Source organism: Streptomyces sp. NPDC005722 (genome assembly GCF_040630935.1).
In the GTDB taxonomy this organism is placed as follows: domain Bacteria; phylum Actinomycetota; class Actinomycetes; order Streptomycetales; family Streptomycetaceae; genus Actinacidiphila.
In genome coordinates this window covers 1-18,127 of record NZ_JBEXYN010000002.1, presented here as the reverse complement: position 1 = coordinate 18,127, position 18,127 = coordinate 1, and the positions used below count along the sequence as shown (strand labels likewise).

Annotated in this window: 13 protein-coding genes; 9 read left to right on the top strand and 4 right to left on the bottom strand. The window is 74.0% G+C overall.

The window, feature by feature from the left end; genetic code table 11:
* Nucleotides 1–110 precede the first annotated feature (110 nt).
* Nucleotides 111–3,242 (top strand): alpha-N-acetylglucosaminidase, encoded by a 3,132-nt coding sequence (locus ABZ479_RS02180; protein WP_500459419.1) that lies wholly within the window; start codon nt 111–113, stop codon nt 3,240–3,242.
* Nucleotides 3,243–3,263: 21 nt separating this feature from the next.
* Here ABZ479_RS02180 and ABZ479_RS02175 read toward each other — a convergent pair whose 3' ends face one another.
* Nucleotides 3,264–4,067 (bottom strand): N-formylglutamate amidohydrolase, encoded by an 804-nt coding sequence (locus ABZ479_RS02175; RefSeq protein ID WP_500459418.1) that lies wholly within the window; start codon nt 4,065–4,067, stop codon nt 3,264–3,266.
* 78 nt (nt 4,068–4,145) lie between these two features.
* The gene (locus tag ABZ479_RS02170) at nt 4,146–4,724 is read right to left on the bottom strand and encodes a methylated-DNA--[protein]-cysteine S-methyltransferase (RefSeq protein ID WP_500459417.1); all 579 of its coding nucleotides are present in this window, start codon (nt 4,722–4,724) and stop codon (nt 4,146–4,148) included.
* 201 nt (nt 4,725–4,925) lie between these two features.
* On the opposite strand from ABZ479_RS02170, the gene ABZ479_RS02165 reads away from it, so the two are divergent.
* Both ABZ479_RS02165 and ABZ479_RS02160 read left to right on the top strand, forming a co-directional pair.
* A complete protein-coding gene (locus ABZ479_RS02165) occupies nt 4,926–5,864 on the top strand; it encodes a hypothetical protein (protein ID WP_500459416.1) in 939 nt (312 codons plus the stop codon).
* A 176-nt stretch (nt 5,865–6,040) separates the two neighbouring features.
* Nucleotides 6,041–6,838, top strand: coding sequence for an MHYT domain-containing protein (locus ABZ479_RS02160; protein WP_500459729.1), 798 nt, complete (start codon nt 6,041–6,043; stop codon nt 6,836–6,838).
* On the opposite strand, the gene ABZ479_RS02155 is transcribed toward ABZ479_RS02160, so the two are convergent.
* Complete coding sequence (locus tag ABZ479_RS02155; protein ID WP_500459414.1) at nt 6,803–7,840, bottom strand: chitinase; 1,038 nt, start codon at nt 7,838–7,840, stop codon at nt 6,803–6,805. The two genes, ABZ479_RS02160 and ABZ479_RS02155, sit on opposite strands and share 36 nt — an antisense overlap.
* Before the next feature lie 198 nt (nt 7,841–8,038).
* On the opposite strand from ABZ479_RS02155, the gene ABZ479_RS02150 reads away from it, so the two are divergent.
* From ABZ479_RS02150 to ABZ479_RS02125, 6 genes are all read left to right on the top strand, one after another.
* Nucleotides 8,039–8,578, top strand: coding sequence for a hypothetical protein (locus tag ABZ479_RS02150; RefSeq protein WP_500459413.1), 540 nt, complete (start codon nt 8,039–8,041; stop codon nt 8,576–8,578).
* Nucleotides 8,579–8,584: 6 nt separating this feature from the next.
* Entirely contained in the window at nt 8,585–10,759 is a 2,175-nt protein-coding gene (locus ABZ479_RS02145) for a bifunctional polysaccharide deacetylase/glycosyltransferase family 2 protein (protein WP_500459412.1), read from the top strand.
* A gap of 85 nt (nt 10,760–10,844) precedes the next feature.
* The gene (gene uvrB / locus ABZ479_RS02140; protein ID WP_500459410.1) at nt 10,845–12,941 is read left to right on the top strand and encodes an excinuclease ABC subunit UvrB; all 2,097 of its coding nucleotides are present in this window, start codon (nt 10,845–10,847) and stop codon (nt 12,939–12,941) included.
* 109 nt (nt 12,942–13,050) lie between these two features.
* The gene (locus ABZ479_RS02135; protein ID WP_499606107.1) at nt 13,051–13,629 is read left to right on the top strand and encodes a TerD family protein; all 579 of its coding nucleotides are present in this window, start codon (nt 13,051–13,053) and stop codon (nt 13,627–13,629) included.
* 22 nt (nt 13,630–13,651) lie between these two features.
* Nucleotides 13,652–15,424 (top strand): TerD family protein, encoded by a 1,773-nt coding sequence (locus ABZ479_RS02130; protein WP_500459409.1) that lies wholly within the window; start codon nt 13,652–13,654, stop codon nt 15,422–15,424.
* 249 nt (nt 15,425–15,673) lie between these two features.
* Nucleotides 15,674–16,654: a TerC family protein gene (locus ABZ479_RS02125; RefSeq protein ID WP_500459408.1), complete on the top strand. Its 981-nt coding sequence runs from the start codon at nt 15,674–15,676 to the stop codon at nt 16,652–16,654.
* A gap of 11 nt (nt 16,655–16,665) precedes the next feature.
* Here the strand turns inward: ABZ479_RS02125 and ABZ479_RS02120 are convergent, their stop codons facing one another.
* Complete coding sequence (locus tag ABZ479_RS02120) at nt 16,666–17,970, bottom strand: MFS transporter (RefSeq protein ID WP_500459728.1); 1,305 nt, start codon at nt 17,968–17,970, stop codon at nt 16,666–16,668.
* Nucleotides 17,971–18,127: the final 157 nt, after the last annotated feature.

Genomic DNA, 18,127 nt, shown 5'->3' with positions numbered 1-18,127 from the left:
TTCGCCCGGTTTTACGGCGAACGCCCCTCGCGTCACATTGATCCGCATCGTCACTCCCGTTACGGTTCCGGCACGCGTTCTGACGCAGCCTCAATTGTGGGGAGCCGGCCGTGACTCGAGTGACCAGGCGGACGCTGCTGGGTTCCGCCGCCGCGACCGCGGCGGGTGCGGTCCTCCCGGTGGGGGCCGCGGCCGCCGCCTCCCCCCTCGACACCTCCTTCGACACCGCTCCCGCGCAGGCCGCCCTGTGGCGGCTGCTGCCGCGGCACGCGGGCCAGTTCCGGCTGCTCGCCCTGGACCGGGGGCACGGGGGCAAGGACGGCGAACGGTCCGACCGCTTCCGGATCGCGGGCACTCGCGGGCGGGTCGAGGTGGCGGGTACGTCCCCGGCCACACTGCTGTGCGGCGTGCGCTGGTACCTCAAGCACGTGTGCGGCGTGGGCGTCTCCTGGACGGGCGACAGTCTGGACGCCCTGCCCGCCACGCTCCCCGCCCCGCCCCCGGGCGGCATCGCCCGGCGCGCGACCGTGCCGCACCGCTTCGTCCTCAACGACACCAACGACGGTTACACCGCCCCCTACGCCGACTGGTCGCGCTGGGAGCGCTTCATCGACGTCCTGGCCCTGCACGGCTGCAACGAGGTGCTGGTGGTGGCGGGCGCCGAGGCCGTGTACCGGCGTGTGCTGCGCGAGTTCGGCTACTCCGACCGGGAGGCCCTGGCCTGGCTGCCCGCGCCGTCCCACCAGCCGTGGTGGCTGCTGCAGAACCTCTCCGGCTACGGCGGCCCGCTGACGTCCGGCATCGTCGACGCCCGTGCCACGCTGGGCCGCAGGATCACCGCGCGGCTGAGGGAACTGGGCATGGCCCCGGTGCTGCCGGGCTACTTCGGCACGGTCCCGGACGGGTTCGCCGGGCGCAACGCGGGGGCGCGCGTCGTCCCCCAGGGCACCTGGCACGGCTTCGCCCGCCCGGACTGGCTCGACCCGCGCACCGGCGCCTTCGCCGCCGTGGCCGCCTCCTACTACCGCCACCAGAAGGAGCTGTTCGGCAAGGCCGACCACTTCAAGATGGACCTGCTCCACGAGGGCGGCACCGCCGGCGGCGTGCCCGTGCCCGCGGCCGCCCGGGGTGTCCAGGCGGCGCTGCTCGCGGCGCACCCCCGTGCGACCTGGGTGATCCTCGGCTGGGAGAAGAACCCCCGGGCCGACCTGCTGGGGGCCGTCGACAAGGAGCGGATGCTCGTCGTGGACGGCGTCTCCGACCGGTACACGTCGGTCACCGACCGCGAGCGGGACTGGGCGGGCACCCCGTACGCCTTCGGTTCCATCCCCAACTTCGGCGGCCGCACGACGATCGGCGCCAAGACCCACGTGTGGGCGGACCGCTTCTTCACCTGGCGGGACAGGCCCGGCAGCGCCCTGGCCGGCACCTGCTACCTGCCGGAGGCCGCCGAGCGCGACCCGGCCGCCTTCGAGCTCTTCTGCGAACTGCCCTGGCACGAGCGGCGGGTGGACCTGCCGACCTGGTTCGACACCTACGCGCGGACCCGCTACGGCACCGCCGACGGGCAGGCCCGCGTCGCCTGGCAGGCACTGCGCCGCACCGCCTACCGGCACGAGGCACTGGAGCGCGCCGACGCCCACGACAGCCTGTTCACCGCCCGCCCCTCGCTGACCGCCGACTCGGGCAGCGTGTACGCGCCGAACGCCCTCACCTACGATCCCGCCGCCTTCGACACGGCGCTCGCCGCGCTCCTGGGGGTGTCCGCCGGGGTGCGCGCCAGGGACGCCTACCGCTACGACCTGGTCGACGTCGCCCGGCAGGCCGTCGCCAACCGCAGCCGGCAGCTCCTGCCGCAGCTGCGCGCCGCGTTCGTGCGCGGTGACGCGGCGGTCTTCCGCCAGCTGTCCGAACTGTGGCTGCGGCTGATGCGGCTGGCCGACGAGGTCGCCGGCGGCCACCGGGCCTTCCTGCTGGGCCCCTGGCTCGCGGAGGCCCGGGCCTGGGGCGGGGCGGACGCGCAGCGCGCCGGACTCGAGCGCACCGCGCGCGTGCTGGCCACCACCTGGGGCGGCCGGGCGACCTCGGCGTCGCTGCACGAGTACGCCAACCGGGACTGGAACGGCCTCGTCGCGGACTTCTACCTGCCGCGCTGGCGGACCTTCCTGGACGAGTGCGCGACGGCCCTCACCACCCGCCGCACACCGCGGGACGTCGACTGGTACCGGACCGAGGAGCCCTGGACGAAGCGCGCCGGGAGCTATCCCACCCGCCCCACCGGCGACGCGCACACGCTCGCCCGGCGGGCCTACGAGGTGCTCGCCGCCGCCCCCTACCAGGGCACCCTGACGGTGACGGCGCAGCCGGCGACGCTGCGGCCGGGCGGCCGGACCCTGGTCACCGCGGAGTTCACCAACACCAACGGGCTCGCCCCCACGGGCACGGTGGGCTTCTCCCTGACCACGGACGGAGTGCGGGCCGCCGCGCGGGGGTCGCTGTCGCTGCCGCGCGTGGCGGCCGGCGGCACCGGCCGCGCGACGTGGCACGTCACCGCGCCCGAGGCGCATCCGCAGCGGCCGCTGTCGCCGCTGCGGTACGAGGCGCGCGCCGCGTACGAGCCGGTGCCGGGCGGGGCGCGGGTGCCCGCGGTCGCCACCGGGGACCTGTACGTCGCGGGCCCGCTGGACCGCGCGTTCCGCACCGTGGACGGCGCCGGTGCCGTCTTCGGGCAGCTCGGCGACCGCTTCGCCATCGACGGCGCCGGGCGCGACCTGTGGAAGGGCACCGCCGAGTTCGCGGCGCTCCTGCGGCGCGGCGCGCTGCGGGACGGCGGGACGGTCACCACCCGCGTCGACAGCCAGGCCGAGACGGCCGCGTGGGCGCGGGCGGGCATCGTCGTCCGCGACGACCTCGAGGACCCGGCCGCGCCGGGCTTCCTGAACCTGGCGGTGAGCCCAGGCCACGGGGTGACGCTGTCGTACGACTCCGACGGCGGCGGGCAGGTGAACCGCTACCGGCGGCTCGCCGGTGTGCGGGCCCCCGTGCTGCTGAGGCTGCGCCGCCGGGGCCGCGCGTACACGGGGGAGTGCAGCACCGACGACGGGACGACGTGGCGGAAGGTGGCGACCGTGACCGTCCCCTCGGCGGCGCCGCAGCAGGACGTGGGGCTCTTCATGACCGCGGGCAACGGCGGCACGGGGGACCGCGGACTGGTGGAGTTCACCGGCTTCCGCCTCGGCTGAGGCCGGCGGGCCCCCTCGGCGTCAGCCGGTGCGGCCGCCCGCGGCCACGGCGGAGACGAGTGCGGCCAGGGCGTCACCGAGCCGGTCGAGGCCCGCGCCGGGGTCACCCGCGGGCTCGGTCATGTACCCGTCCCGGCGTATCTCGACCATCAGCGCCGACACTTCGCGGGTCCGGCCGTAGAACGTCAACGGCACATAGGTGCCGGCGAACGGAGAGTCGAGACCGACGTCGCCGCACGGCGCGAAGGCCTCGCGGGCGGCGTCCAGCAGCCAGGACGGCGTGTGGAAGGCGTCGGTGCCCAGGCAGACGGCGGGGCGGGGGCCGTCGCCGTGCAGCTCATAGGGGAGCGGCGTGCCCGGGTAGGAGTGCACGTCGATGACGACCGCCCGCCCGGTGGCCGCCAGCCGGTCCTGGACGGCGGCGGTCATGGCGGCCGCGTACGGCTCGAAGTAGGCGTCCAGCAGGGCCCGTTCGTGCCGGGGGTCGTCCGCGCGCAGCGGCGCGCCGTGCGAGGTGCGGGTGTAGACGGCGCCCATGCCGACGGCGCGCATCTCCTCCCGCTCGTCGGGGAACCGCTCGGGGTCGACGACCAGCCGTGACAGGAGGTTGGTGAACTGCCAGGCCCCCGTCCGCGCGGCGGCGCGCCCGGCGACGAGGTCGGTGTGGGCGTCCGTCATGCGGTCGAGTTCAGCCGTCAGCGCGGCGTCGTCCAGGAGGATGCGCTCGCGGACGTGCCGTGGCACGGCGCGGGCGCTGTGCGGTACGTGGAGGAGCACCGGTGAGTCCGGTGCGCCCTCGGTGATGCGGAAAGCCGGTCCGTCCATGTCTCCACCCCTCCCGGCCCGTTGCGGGCCCTTCCGCCGCAGCGACGGCCGGTGGCCGCAGCGGCGGCCGGCGGCCCGTCAGAACAGCGGCTCCGGCAGGACCCCCTCCAGGGCCAGCAGCGAGCGCTTGATGTCGAGCATGCGCGCGCCCCCGCCGAAGCCGCCGATGCCCCCGTCGCTCTCCAGGACCCGGTGGCACGGCACGACGACGGGCAGCGGGTTGGAGCCCATGGCCGTGCCCACGGCGCGGGCCGCGCCCGGTTCGCCGACCCGGTTCGCCAGGTCCTGGTAGCCGACGACGCTGCCGAACGCGACGTTGCCCGACAGCTCGCGCAGCACACGGCGGTTGAAGCCCGTCGTCAGCGACCAGTCCAGGGCGAGGTCGAAGGTGTGCCGCGTCCCGGCGAAGTACGCCTCCACCTGGGGTATCGCCTCGTCGAGCCGGGCCCTGGCGGGGGTCGTGGGCCCGGGCCTGCGCGCGGGCACGGCGCCCAGCCGGGAGCAGATCCGCTCCAGCACGGCGGGCGCCTCCTTCTCCCCGGTCCGGAAGGCGACGTGGACCAGGCCCTGCCCGGTCGCGGCGAGCAGCAGGGGCCCGATCGGTGCCTCCAGCACCGTCCAGGCGACCTCGGCGGTGGGGGTCTGCGGTTGCGTCACGGTCCCCAGCCTAGGACGGGGCACCGACAACGGGTCCCGGACGGGGGCACGGAGGGGCACGACCGGGGGCGCGGCCCGGTCCGGGCAGCCCCGGGGCAGTGGCGGCAACCGGCCGCACGCCCGGCCACCCGGGAGGGTGGCCGTTCTCGACAGGTGTGTCACAAGCGGTAGTTGATCGGTTACGAGGGGGATGGGGCGCGCATGACGCGAAACGACTTCATCCCCGCCGTCCGCCGGCTCGCCCGCGAACAGGACCGGGTGGCCACCGTCGCCCAGCTCGCCGCGGTGGGCGTGCCGCAGAGCAGGCTGCGCGAGTGGTGCCGGCCCGGCGGCCGGTGGCAGCGGCCGCTGCCCCGGGTGGTCGTCCTCCAGACCGGTCCGCTCACCGCCGCGCAGCGGTCCAGAGCCGCACTGGCGTTCGCCGGGTACCCGCAGGTTCCGGCGATGATCACCGGTGTGGCGGGGCTCGCCCTGCACGGCGTCGGCGTGGCCGCGCCGCCTTGCGGGCTCCCGGTGGTGGACGTCCTCGTCCCGAGCGAGCGCCGCATCCGCACCCACACCTGGGTACGGGTCCACCACGGCCGCGGGCTCCCCCTGCCCGACAGCGTGGACGGTGTGCCCGTGGCGCCGGTGGTCCGGGCGGCGGCCGACGGCGTACGGGAGTCGATCGACCCCGAGTGGGCCCTGGAGGTGGTCCGCGAACTGGTCACCGGGCTCGGCGTGCCCGCTCCCGCGCTCGCCGCGGAACTGGGCGGCGCGGTGCTGGCGCGGCGCCCCGCCGTGGCGGCGCTGCTGGAGGCCATGGACCCCGGCGCGCCTGCCGCCCCCGCCGAGCCGATGGCCCGCGCCCTGGTGGCCCGGTCCGGGCTGCGGCAACCGCTGTGGCGTCCCGTGCTCCAGCTCGACGGCGCCTTCCTGGGCTCGCCCGACGCCTACTGGGTGCGCGACGGCCTCGTGCTGGACCTCGGCCCGGGGGCCGGGCGCGGTCGCCTGGAGTCGCTGGGACTTCGTGTGCTGCGGGTCGCGCCCGCCGCGCTCACCCGCAGCCCCGCCGAGGTCGTCGCCGCCCTGCGCACCGCCCTGGCGGAGGGACCGTACGGGCCGCTGGAACGGATCACGGCGCTGCCCGGGGCGAGGTGACGTACGGGTGCACGCGCGATGAAGTCGTCGTGAGGCGGCGGCGCGGGGCGCGGCGGCGAGCCTAGTTTCTGACAGTGCGGGGACCGGCGCGGCCAGGGGAGGGTGCCGTGAACGGCACATACGGAACGGTCAACGGATTCACCTACGGATGGGCGACCCCACTGGTGGGGTTCCTGATGGCCTGCTTAGGCGCCGCCCTCGGGCTGCGCTGCATCACCCGGGCCCTGGCCATGCAGCCTTCGCGACGGGCCGGCTGGCTCGCGCTGGGTTCCGCGGCCATCGGCTCCGGCATCTGGACCATGCACTTCGTCGCCATGATGGGCTTCAGCGTCGGCCAGGTGCGGATCACCTATGACACGCCCGTCACCTTCGAGAGCCTGCTGGTCGCCGTCGTGGTCGTCGGGCTCGGGGTGTTCCTCGTCGGCTTCGCGGGCCGCACGCCGCTCGCCGTACTGGGCGGCGGATGCCTCACCGGGCTCGGCATCGCCGCCATGCACTACACGGGCATGCGGGCCCTGCGGCTGCGCGGTGACCTGGAGTACACGCAGTCCACGGTGGCGCTGTCGGTCGGCGTCGCCGTACTGGCCGCCACCGTCGCCCTGTGGGTGGCGCTCTTCGCCCGGCGCGTGTTCGCCGGTGTCGTCGCCGCCCTCGTCCTGGGCCTCGCCGTCACCGTGATGCACTACACCGGCATGGCCGCGCTGACGGTCCACCTGCACAGCGACGCCCGGCAGGGGGCGAGCGGGGCGGGGCCCGTGGCGTTCCTGGCCCCGGTGCTGATCGGCCCGGTCGTCTTCCTCTTCCTCGCCGGGGTCGTCGTGGCGCTCGACCCGCCCGACGGCGACGTCGTCCCCGAGCCCGCCCCCGCGCGCGGCCGGCGCTCCTCGCGTGCGGCACGCCCCTCTTCCGCCGCCCGCTCCTCGTCCGCGGCCCGTCCCTCACGCGTCCGCGAGCGCCCGCGCGAACGCCAGTGACGGCTGGTCGACCCCGCTGCACCGGGTCGGAGCCGTCTCCATGGTGCCGTCCTCGCAGGGCCGGTCCCGGTCGGCCGACCACATGGACAGGCCGCCCAGCCCCTTGTCGCGGGCGAACGCCGCCAGACGTGCCGCGTCCCGCAGGGTGAAGACCTCGCCCTCGATGTCGTTCACCCCGATCATCGGCGTCACGGTGAGGGTCCGCCAGGCCGCCGCTTCCTGGCGGCCCAGCAGCGTCTTGAGCTGCCGTTGCGCCGCGGTGGCCGCCTGGATCGCGTACCGGCCCATGTCGCCCGTGTACGCCTCCCCGTAGTCCATCGCCATGATGTTGACGCCGTCGACCCGCACCCCCTGGCGCCGTGCGTCCGCGAGCAGCGCCGAGGCCTCGGCGGTCAGCCCGGACGGCATCACGGGCAGCGTGAAGGAGACCGACAAGGTCCGTCCCTCGCGCCGCGCCTGCGCCTGGAGGCGGGCGACGGCCCGCGCCCGCCGGGTGTTGGCGGCGGTGTCCGCGAGGTCGTCCCCCTCGACGTCGAAGTCGACCCCGGTCAGCCGGTAACGGGCGATCACCTCGGCGTAGACGGCGCCGAGTCGGGTCACGTCGTCGCAGGCCCCGGCGAGTTCCGTGCCGTCGGCTCCGCCGAACGAGACGCGCACGTCGCGCCCGGTGGCCCGCAGGGCGGCGATCCGGTCCGCCAGGTCGTCGTGGGCGATGCCGTCGCGCCCGTCCCAGGTCGCGGCGCAGCCCTCGCCGGCGGTGACGAAGCCGAGGGTGAAGCCGTCGGCCTCGGTCCTGCGGGCCGCGCCCGCCAGGTCGTAGGCGGTCGAGCGCGAGGCGTCCACGTACGGGGTGAAGGCCACCTCGGCCGCCGGCTCCCGCCCCTGGTGCGCGCGGGGAGCCGGTGCGCCGGCGGGTTCCCGGCCGGTGAGGAGGGAGGCGGTCGTGGCGGCGACGGCGACCGCCACGAGTCCGGTGATCAGCTGTGCCGTGCGGCTCTTCATGACGGAGAGACTATCCGCCCCGGGAATTCAGGACCCCGCATTCCCAGGAATTGGAGAAAAGGTCCACGGCTCATTCGTGAGATTAATTCGGAGGTGAATCTCGGGAATTCATGGAGGGAATTTGCTGCTAGCATTCCGGCCATGCATTCCCCCTCCCGGCGGGCGTGTCCCCGTGGACGGTCCACGGAGGAAGGGCCCGTGTTCGTCGACGCGTCGGGCCGCCGGGCGCGCATCATCCGGCGCGCCGGAACGGCCGTCGGGGCCGCCTGCGCGGGATATGCCGTGCTGCTCGGCGTGGCTTTGGCGGGAGGCACTCCTTTCGCGCCCGAGACCCTGATTCCCGGCGCGGAGGTTCCCGGGGGCGCTTCGGTGCAGGCCGAGGCGGGTGGAAGGGACGAGGCCGTACGGGAACGCGCCCCGCGCGCCCCGGACGCCCCCCACGCCCCCGCGCCCGTGGCCCGCGCCGCGGCCGCGCCCACGGTGTCCGCGGCCGCCGGAGTCACCCCCTCCGCCACCAGGGGCCGCCCCACGGCATCGTCGACCCCCTCAGCCGCTCCTGGCAGGACGGGCACCATTGCGACGCCGAGCGCATCCCCGCGCCCCACGCTGCCGCGCACCCCCACGGCCGGCGCCTCCCCGTCCGCCTCCGTCCCCGCGACGCCCGGGCCGGACACCCCCGCCTTCCCCCCGGGTGACGCGGGCGGCGACCCGGTGCCCGGTGACGGCTGGGACGACTGAGCGGGCATGGCGCGGACGGCCCGGCACGCGGCACCCGGTGCGATCACCAAGGTGGCGTCCGCCGGCCGGCAGGCCGTGCCCCGGCCCCGCCTCGTCATGGCGGTGCTGGGCCTGTGCGCGCTGGTGTGCGTGATGCTGCTGGACGGGTACCTCCACTCGGAGATCGGCAACGACCGCCGCGTCCACGAGTCCGGGAGCGCGGACCGGGTGCCCGCCTCCGTCCTCGAGGGCGGCCCCGTCCTGACCTTCGGCGCCGACGGCGAGCCCGTCAGCCACACCCTGCCGCCCAAGACGGTCGCGCTCACCTTCGACGACGGCCCCGACCCCCGGTGGACCCCGAAGGTGCTCGCGGTACTGCGCGAACACCGCGTCCCCGGCACCTTCTTCGTCGTGGGCCAGATGGCCGCCCGGTACCCGGGGCTCATCCGCGACATCGTCGACTCCGGCGGCGAGATCGGCGTCCACACCTTCTCCCACGTCGACCTGGCGTACCGGAGCAGGGCCAGGATCGACCGCGAACTCGCCCAGACGCAGCTGGCCCTCGCCGGCGCCGCGGGCATCACGACCTCGCTCTTCCGCGCCCCGTACTCGTCCGAGCCCGACGCCGTCGACGACACCACCTGGCCCGTCTACCGCTACCTCGGCACCAAGGGGTACATCAGCGCCTTCGTCGACACCGACAGCGAGGACTGGCGGCGCCCTGGTGTCGCCCGCATCGTCCGCGACGCCACCCCGCGGAACGGCAAGGGCGCCTCGGTGCTCTTCCACGACGCCGGGGGCGATCGCTCCCAGACCGTCGAGGCGCTCGGCACGTACATCGACACCATGAAGGCGAAGGGCTACACCTTCACCACGCTGACCGCGAGCCTGGGGGCCACGACCGCCAACCACCCCTCCGGCGGCGCGGAGCTGTGGCAGGGCCGCGCCCTCATCGGCGTCGTGGCCCTGGCCGAGTTCACCATGCCCGTCCTGTTCTGGCTGCTCGTCGTCGTCGGCGCCGCCGTCCTGGCCCGCTTCGCCCTCATGCTGGTCCTCGCCCGCCGGCACGCCAGGATCCGCGGCCGCCGCCGCTTCAGATGGGGGCCGCCGGTCACGGAACCGGTCAGCGTCATCGTGCCCGCGTACAACGAGAAGGAGTGCATCGCCAACACCGTCGGCTCACTCGCCGCGAGCACCCACCCGGTGGAGATCATCGTCGTGGACGACGGCTCGACCGACGGCACCGCGGGCATCGTCGAGGCCATGGGCCTGCCCCAGGTGCGCGTCGTGCGCCAGGAGAACGCGGGCAAGCCCGCGGCGCTCAACCGCGGCCTGGAGCACGCCCGTCACGGCCTCGTCGTGATGATGGACGGCGACACCGTCTTCGAGCCCGGCACCGTGCACCGGCTCGTCCAGCCCTTCGCCGACCCCCGGGTCGGCGCCGTCGCCGGCAACGCCAAGGTCGGCAACCGCGCCACGGTGATCGGCGCCTGGCAGCACATCGAGTACGTGATGGGCTTCAACCTCGACCGCCGCATGTACGACCTGCTCGGCTGCATGCCCACGGTGCCGGGCGCCGCCGGAGGCTTCCGCCGCTCCGCGCTGCTCGAGGCAGGCGGCATGAGCGGCGACACCCTCGCCGAGGACACCGACGTCACCATCGCGCTGCTCCGCGCCGGCTGGCGGGTGGTGTACGCCGAGCACGCCCGTGCCTGGACCGAGGCCCCGGGCACGATCGGCCAGCTGTGGCGGCAGCGCTACCGCTGGAGCTACGGCACCATGCAGGCGCTGTGGAAGCACCGGCGCTCCCTGGTGGACCGGGGGCCCTCGGGACGCTTCGGGCGCGTCGGCATGCCGCTGGTCGTGCTCTTCCAGATCGTCACGCCCCTGTTCGCGCCGCTCATCGACCTCCTGACCGTCTACGGCGCCGTCTTCGTCGACCCGGCCAGGTCGCTCCTCGCCTGGGCCGGCCTGATGTCCGTCCAGGTGCTCTGCGCCGCGTACGCCTTCCGCCTCGACCGCGAGCGCTACCGCCACCTGCTGATGCTGCCGCTGCAGCAGATCGTCTACCGGCAGCTGATGTACCTCGTGCTGATCCACTCCTGCGTCACGGCCATGACCGGGGGCCGGCTGCGCTGGCAGAAGCTCGAGCGCACCGGCGAGGTCGGCTCCCCGCAGGCCCCCGCGGGAGCCGCCCGGTGACCGCATCCGGGCCTCCCTCCCCCGCCCCTGCCCCGATCAGGGCAGGTCGGAGCCGGTTGTCGGTGGAGGGTCGTACCGTTGACCCATGCGGCCCGTATCAGACATCGAACGCAGTGTGGCGCCCTTCGAGGTCGTCAGCCCCTACCAGCCCAGCGGCGACCAGCCGACCGCCATCGCCGACCTCGAGCGCCGCGTCCGCGCGGGCGAGAACGACGTCGTCCTGCTCGGCGCCACGGGTACCGGCAAGTCGGCGACCACCGCCTGGATGATCGAACGGCTGCAGCGCCCGACCCTGGTCATGGCGCCCAACAAGACCCTGGCCGCCCAGCTCGCGAACGAGTTCCGCGAGCTGCTGCCGAACAACGCGGTCGAGTACTTCGTGTCGTACTACGACTACTACCAGCCCGAGGCGTACGTCCCGCAGACGGACACCTACATCGAGAAGGACTCCTCGATCAACGAGGAGGTCGAGCGGCTGCGCCACTCCACCACCAACTCGCTGCTCACCCGCCGCGACGTGGTCGTCGTCGCCTCGGTGTCCTGCATCTACGGCCTCGGCACGCCCCAGGAGTACGTCGACCGCATGGTCCGGCTCCGGGTCGGCGACGAGATCGACCGGGACGCCCTGCTGCGCAAGTTCGTCGACATCCAGTACGCGCGCAACGACGTGGCGTTCTCCCGCGGCACCTTCCGGGTGCGCGGCGACACCATCGAGATCTTCCCGGTCTACGAGGAGCTCGCCGTCCGCATCGAGATGTTCGGCGACGAGATCGAGGCCCTGTACACGCTGCACCCGCTCACCGGCGAGATCATCACCGACGACCAGCAGCTGTACGTCTTCCCCGCCACCCACTACGTCGCCGGCCCCGAGCGCATGGAGCGGGCCATCGCGGGCATCGAGAAGGAGCTCGGCGAGCAGCTCGCCGTCATGGAGAAGCAGGGCAAGCTGCTGGAGGCGCAGCGGCTGCGGATGCGCACCACGTACGACATCGAGATGATGCGGCAGATCGGCACCTGCTCCGGCATCGAGAACTACTCGCGGCACATCGACGGCCGCGAGGCGGGCTCCGCGCCCTCCACCCTGATCGACTACTTCCCGGAGGACTTCGTCCTCGTCATCGACGAGTCGCACGTCACGGTGCCCCAGATCGGCGCCATGTACGAAGGCGACGCCTCCCGCAAGCGGACCCTTGTCGACCACGGCTTCCGGCTGCCCTCCGCCCTCGACAACCGCCCGCTGAAGTGGGAGGAGTTCCTGGAGCGGGTCGGCCAGACGGTCTACCTGTCGGCCACCCCGGGCAAGTACGAGCTCTCCCGCGGCGACGGCGTCGTCGAGCAGATCATCCGCCCGACCGGCCTGGTCGACCCCGAGGTGATCGTCAAGCCCACCAAGGGGCAGATCGACGACCTCGTCCACGAGATCCGGGTGCGCGCCGAGCGCGACGAGCGGGTCCTGGTCACCACGCTCACCAAGAAGATGTCCGAGGACCTCACCGACTACATGCTGGAGCTCGGCATCCAGGTGCGGTACCTGCACAGCGACATCGACACCCTGCGCCGGGTGGAGCTGCTGCGCGAGCTGCGGGCCGGCGAGTTCGACGTGCTGGTCGGCATCAACCTGCTCCGCGAGGGCCTGGACCTGCCCGAGGTGTCGCTGGTCGCCATCCTCGACGCCGACAAGGAGGGCTTCCTGCGCTCCGGCACCTCCCTGATCCAGACCATCGGCCGCGCGGCGCGCAACGTCTCCGGCGAGGTCCACATGTACGCCGACAAGATCACCCCGGCGATGGAGAAGGCCATCGACGAGACCAACCGGCGCCGGGCCAAGCAGATCGCCTACAACGAGGAACGGGGCATCGACCCGCAGCCGCTGCGGAAGAAGATCGCCGGCATCCTGGACTCCTTCGCCCGCGAGGACGCCGACACCGAGGAACTGCTGGGCACGGGCCGGCAGCGCTCGCGCGGCAAGGCGCCCGTGCCGGGGCTGTCCGCCAAGGCCGGGGAGAAGCGCGCCGCCAAGAGCCTGCCCGCGGCCGAACTGGCCGACCTCATCGGCGAGCTGACCGACCAGATGCACACGGCCGCCGCGGACCTGCAGTTCGAGGTGGCGGCCCGGCTGCGCGACGAGGTGGGCGAACTCAAGAAGGAACTGCGGCAGATGCGTGAGGCTGGGGTGGCCTGACCGCACCCGCTGTCGAATCTCTTGCCGAACCACGGTGCCCTACCCGTGCGTCTCCCCATAGGGTGCGGAGCAACCGCACGACGGCAAAACGGTTGAGAGGGGACAGCGCGTGACGGTCAACATGACCAAGGGTCAGAAGATCAGCCTGCAGAAGTCGGACGGGGGGACCCTCACGGCGGTCCGGATGGGGCTCGGCTGGCAGGCCGCCCCGCGTCGCGGTCTCTTCGGTTCCCGCACCCGGGAGATCGACCTCGACGCCTCCGCGGTCCTCTTCGCCGACAAGCAGCCCGTGGACGTGGTGTTCTTCCGGCACCTCGTCAGCGACGACGGCTCGGTCCGGCACACCGGCGACAACCTGGTCGGCGGTGCCGGGCAGGGCGGCGACGACGAGTCGATCCTGGTCGACCTGCAGCGGGTGCCGGTGCACATCGACCAGATCGTCTTCACCGTCAACTCCTTCACGGGCCAGACCTTCCAGGAGGTGCAGAACGCCTTCTGCCGGCTGGTCGACGAGACCAACGGGCAGGAGCTGGCCCGCTACACCCTCACCGGGGGCGGCGGCTACACCGCCCAGATCATGGCGAAGGTGCAGCGCAGCGGTGACGGCTGGTCGATGACCGCGATCGGCTCCGCGGCCAACGGCCGTACCTTCCAGGACCTCATGCCGGCGATCCTGCCGGCGCTCTGACCGGGCACAGGGGGGCGCGGGCATGACCATCGAGCTGGTCCACGGGCAGAACCATCCGCTTCCCGGCACCTCCCTGGAGGTCCGGGTGTCGGCCGGTACCCCGGTGGTGGCCGGCGTCTCGCTGGGCGACGGGCAGGGGCGCGTCAGCGGCCCCGGTTCCGTCGCCCACCCCGGGGCGTCGCGGCTGCCCGGCATCGAGGTGCCCGTGCGCCTCGCCGCCGAGCAGCGCCTCACCGCCGACCTGGCGGCCGTCCCGGCGGACGTGGACCGCGTCCACGTCCTGCTGGCGCTGCCGCCGGTCGCGGGGGCGCCGACCCGCTTCGGGGCCTGCCCCGCGCCCCACCTGACCGTGGCCGGGCCCGACGGGGCGCCGGTCGTGAGCTTCACCGTGACCGGGCTGAGCACCGAGGCGGCGATCGTCGCCCTGGAGCTCTACCGCCGCCAGGGCGCCTGGAAGGTGCGGGCGCTGGGCCAGGGCTACCCGGGCGGGCTCGCCGAGCTGCTGCGCGACCAGGGGCTGGCCCGTCCCGACGCGGACGCCGTGGCCGCCCGCGTGGCGGACGCCGTACGTCCCGCGCCCCCGGCGCCCACCGCGCCGCCGCCGGCCGCCTCCGCACCGCCACCCACCCCGCCTGCCGCGCCCCCGGCGGGGGCCCCCGCCGACTCCGTCCCGCACACGGTGGCCGCCGCGTCCTCACCCGTCGCCGGCGACGCCGCGGGCTGGAGCATGGAGGAACGGCTCTACAACCAGGTCTGGGGCGTCTTCGAGGACCTGGCCCGCACCATCGCGGCCTACCGCAGCGCCGTCGAGTTCGCCGAGTCCCGGCTCGACCAGGAACTCGACACGGTCCTCGCCGACCCGCGCCTGCGCGTCGGCCCCGCCGCCGAGGCCGCCCGCGACCAGGCCAGGGCGCGCCAGGCCGAGCTGGTGGACCGGGCCCGCATCGTGCTCGACCGCGACCTCGCCCAGCTGACCGCCGAGGCCGAGGTGGTCGAGCCCGCCCTGCCGCCGCCCTACGCGGGCTGGGAGAGCCCGGTATGGCACGGCTACCGCGTCCCCACCGAGCCGCCCATGGCCGTCCGGCTCGGCGACCTCCACCTGCCCGAGCGCCCGGAGCTGCGCGTCCCCCTGCTGGTACGGCTGCCGCTGGAGCGCGGGCTGTGGGTGGACAGCGCCCAGGACCGCCGCCGCGCCGTGGACGTGGCCGTGGCGCTCGCCGCCCGTCTGCTGGCCGCCCACCCGGCGGGGGAGTGCGCCGTCCACGTCGTCGACCCGGCGGGTTCCGCCGCGACCGCGCTGGCCCCGTTCACGGACTCCGGCGCGCTGCGCGAGCCGCCCGCCACGGGTGCCGCGGGGGTGGCGGCCCTGCTGGCCCGGCTCACCCAGCGGGTCGACCTGGTGCAGATGGCGCTGCGCGCCGACGTGCCCTTCGACGTGCCCCCGGGCGTCGACCCGGCCCGCCAGGTGCTGGTCGTCAACGACTTCCCGTACGGCTTCGACGACCGGACGATCCACCAGCTGCGCTACCTCGCCGACGAGGGCCCGCAGGTCGGTGTCCACCTGGTGCTGGTCGCCGACCGGGAGGACGCCCGCGAGTACGGCCCGCTCCTCGACCCGCTGTGGCGCTCGATGATGCGGCTGACCCCGCAGCCGGACGACCACCTCGCCGACCCCTGGGTCGGCCACGCCTGGACGTACGAACCGCTGCTCGCCCCGGCCGGCAGCGCGGTGCTGTTCCAGGTGCTGCGTCAGGTGGCCGCCGCGCGCCGGACCTACGACCCGGGCCGCCACTGACCCCGCCGACCGGCCCTCCGGGGACCGGTGCACCGTCCTGATTGACCATCACTTTACTCTCTTTACCTTTCCTTGGGATTTCATGTACTCTTCTTTACGCGGAGGGGAGTACTCCCTGCAGTGCGGTGCACCCGTCATCACGGGCCGGAACGGCCCCGGGACACCGGCCCCGGCCCACGGGCCCGGGTGGAAGAGACCTCCGGCAGCGACAACGCTGACAATTGCCAGCCCATCTGCCGGAGGCATCGCGTGGATGTATCCCTGACCCTCTGGGTGCTGACCATCGCCGGTCTGTGCGCCCTGATCGCCGCCGACTTCTTCATCGGGCGCAAGCCCCATGACGTGTCGGTCAAGGAAGCCGGCGCCTGGACCGTCGTCTGGATCGTCCTGGCCGCCATCTTCGGGCTCGGACTGCTGTTCTTCGCCGGCGGGCAGCCCGCGGGCGAGTTCTTCGCCGGCTACATCACCGAGAAGTCGCTCAGCGTCGACAACCTCTTCGTCTTCGTCCTGATCATGGCGAAGTTCGCGGTGCCGTCCCAGTACCAGCAGCGCGTGCTGCTCTTCGGCGTGCTCATCGCGCTCGTCCTGCGAGCGGCCTTCATCGCCGCCGGCGCCGCCATCATCGCCAGCTTCTCCTGGGTCTTCTTCATCTTCGGCGCCTTCCTCATCTGGACCGCGTGGAAGCTGGTCCAGGAGGCCCGGGCCGAGGAGCACGACGAGGAGTTCGAGGAGAACCGGCTGCTCAAGGCCGCCGAACGCCGCTTCGGCGTCGCCGACCGCTACCACGGCACCAAGCTCTTCATCCAGCAGAACGGCAAGCGGATCATGACCCCGATGCTGGTGGTCATGCTGGCGATCGGCACCACCGACGTCCTGTTCGCGCTGGACTCCATCCCGGCGATCTTCGGCCTGACCCAGGACCCGTACATCGTCTTCACCGCCAACGCCTTCGCGCTGATGGGCCTGCGGCAGCTGTACTTCCTCATCGGCGGTCTGCTGAAGAAGCTGGTCCACCTCTCCTACGGGCTGTCGATCATCCTCGGCTTCATCGGCGTGAAGCTCGTGCTCCACGCCCTGCACGAGGCGGGGGTCCACGTCCCCGAGATCAGCATCCCGTTCTCCCTCGGCTTCATCGTCGTGGTCCTCGCCGTCACCACGGTCACCAGCCTCATGGCGTCGAAGAAGCAGGCGGCCGAGGAGAAGCGCGACGAGGAGCACGTGGACGTCTGACCCGGGGCCCCTCAGCCCGGACGGGGTGCGCGGCGGTCCGCCGCGCGCCCCGTCGTCACGTCCGGCGCGGCGGCGCCCCGGGTCTCCGGCAGCGCCGCGAAGCACCCCAGGCTGAGCAGCGCCACCGCCGCGACGTACACCGCCACGGGCCACGGCGTGCCGGAGCCCGCCGCCAGCCGGGTCGCCACGATGGGTGTCAGGGCGCCGCCCAGGACGCCGCCGAGGTTGTAGCCGAGGGCGGCGCCGGTGCAGCGCACGCGGGGCGGGTACAGCTCCGGCAGATAGGCGCTCACCACGGCGAAGACCGAGATGAAGGCCAGCAGCTCCGCGGCGGACCCCACGGCGATCGCCACGGGCGAGGCGCTCGCGAGCAGGGCGGCGTAAGGAAAGACCACCACGCCCATCGCCGCCGTACCCGCCAGCGCCATCCGCCGGCGCCCGAAGCGGTCGCCCAGCAGGCCCACCACCGGCGTCAGCGCCCCCTTGAGCAGGACGGCCACCAGGACGCAGCCCAGCACGACCGTACGGTCCATGCCGAGGTGCTCCGTGGTGTACGCCAGCGACCAGGTCGTCACCGTGTAGAAGACGGCGTAGCCGCACGCCATGGCGCCCGCCGTGAGCAGCACCAAGCGCCCGTGCCCGCGCAGCAGCTCCGAGACGGGCACCCGCGACAGCTCCCCGCGCCGCGCGGCCGCGGCGAACGCGGGGGTCTCCGGCAGCGCGGCGCGCAGGGCCAGGCCCGCCAGCGCGAGCACGCCCGCCACCCAGAACGGCACCCGCCAGCCCCAGGAACGGAAGGCGTCGTCGCTCAGCCCCGCGGAGAGCGCGAGGACGATCCCGTTCGCCAGCAGGAAGCCCACGGCGGGACCGGTCTGCGGCAGGCTCGCCCACAGTCCGCGCCGCCGCTGCGGCGCGTGCTCCGCGACGAGCAGCACCGCCCCGCCCCACTCGCCGCCGAGCCCCAGCCCCTGCAGGAAGCGCAGCGCCACCAGCAGGACGGGCGCGGCCGGGCCGATCGCGGCGTACCCGGGGACGCAGCCGACGGCGGTGGTCGCCAGCCCGGTCAGCAGCAGGGAGCCGACCAGCACCGGGCGGCGCCCGACGCGGTCGCCGATGTGGCCGAAGAGGACCGAGCCGAGCGGCCGGGCGACGAAGCCCACCGCGAAGGTGCCGAACGCGGCAAGGGTGCCGGCGAGCGCCGAGGCGTCGGGGAAGAACAGCGGTCCGAGGACGAGGGCGGCCGCGGTGCCGTAGGCGAAGAAGTCGTAGAACTCGATCGCGGTCCCGGCCGCCGACGCGGCGGCGATCCGGGCCATGGAGGGTGAGGTGCGCACATGGGTCCAACGACCCCGGTGCGCGGGGGTGGGGGGGGGCCCCCGGGGGGGCGCCCCCCCCCCCCCCCGCCCCCCCCCGGCCCCCCCGCAACGCACAAGACACCAATTGAAAAAAAAAACAAAAACAAACAAAAACTTA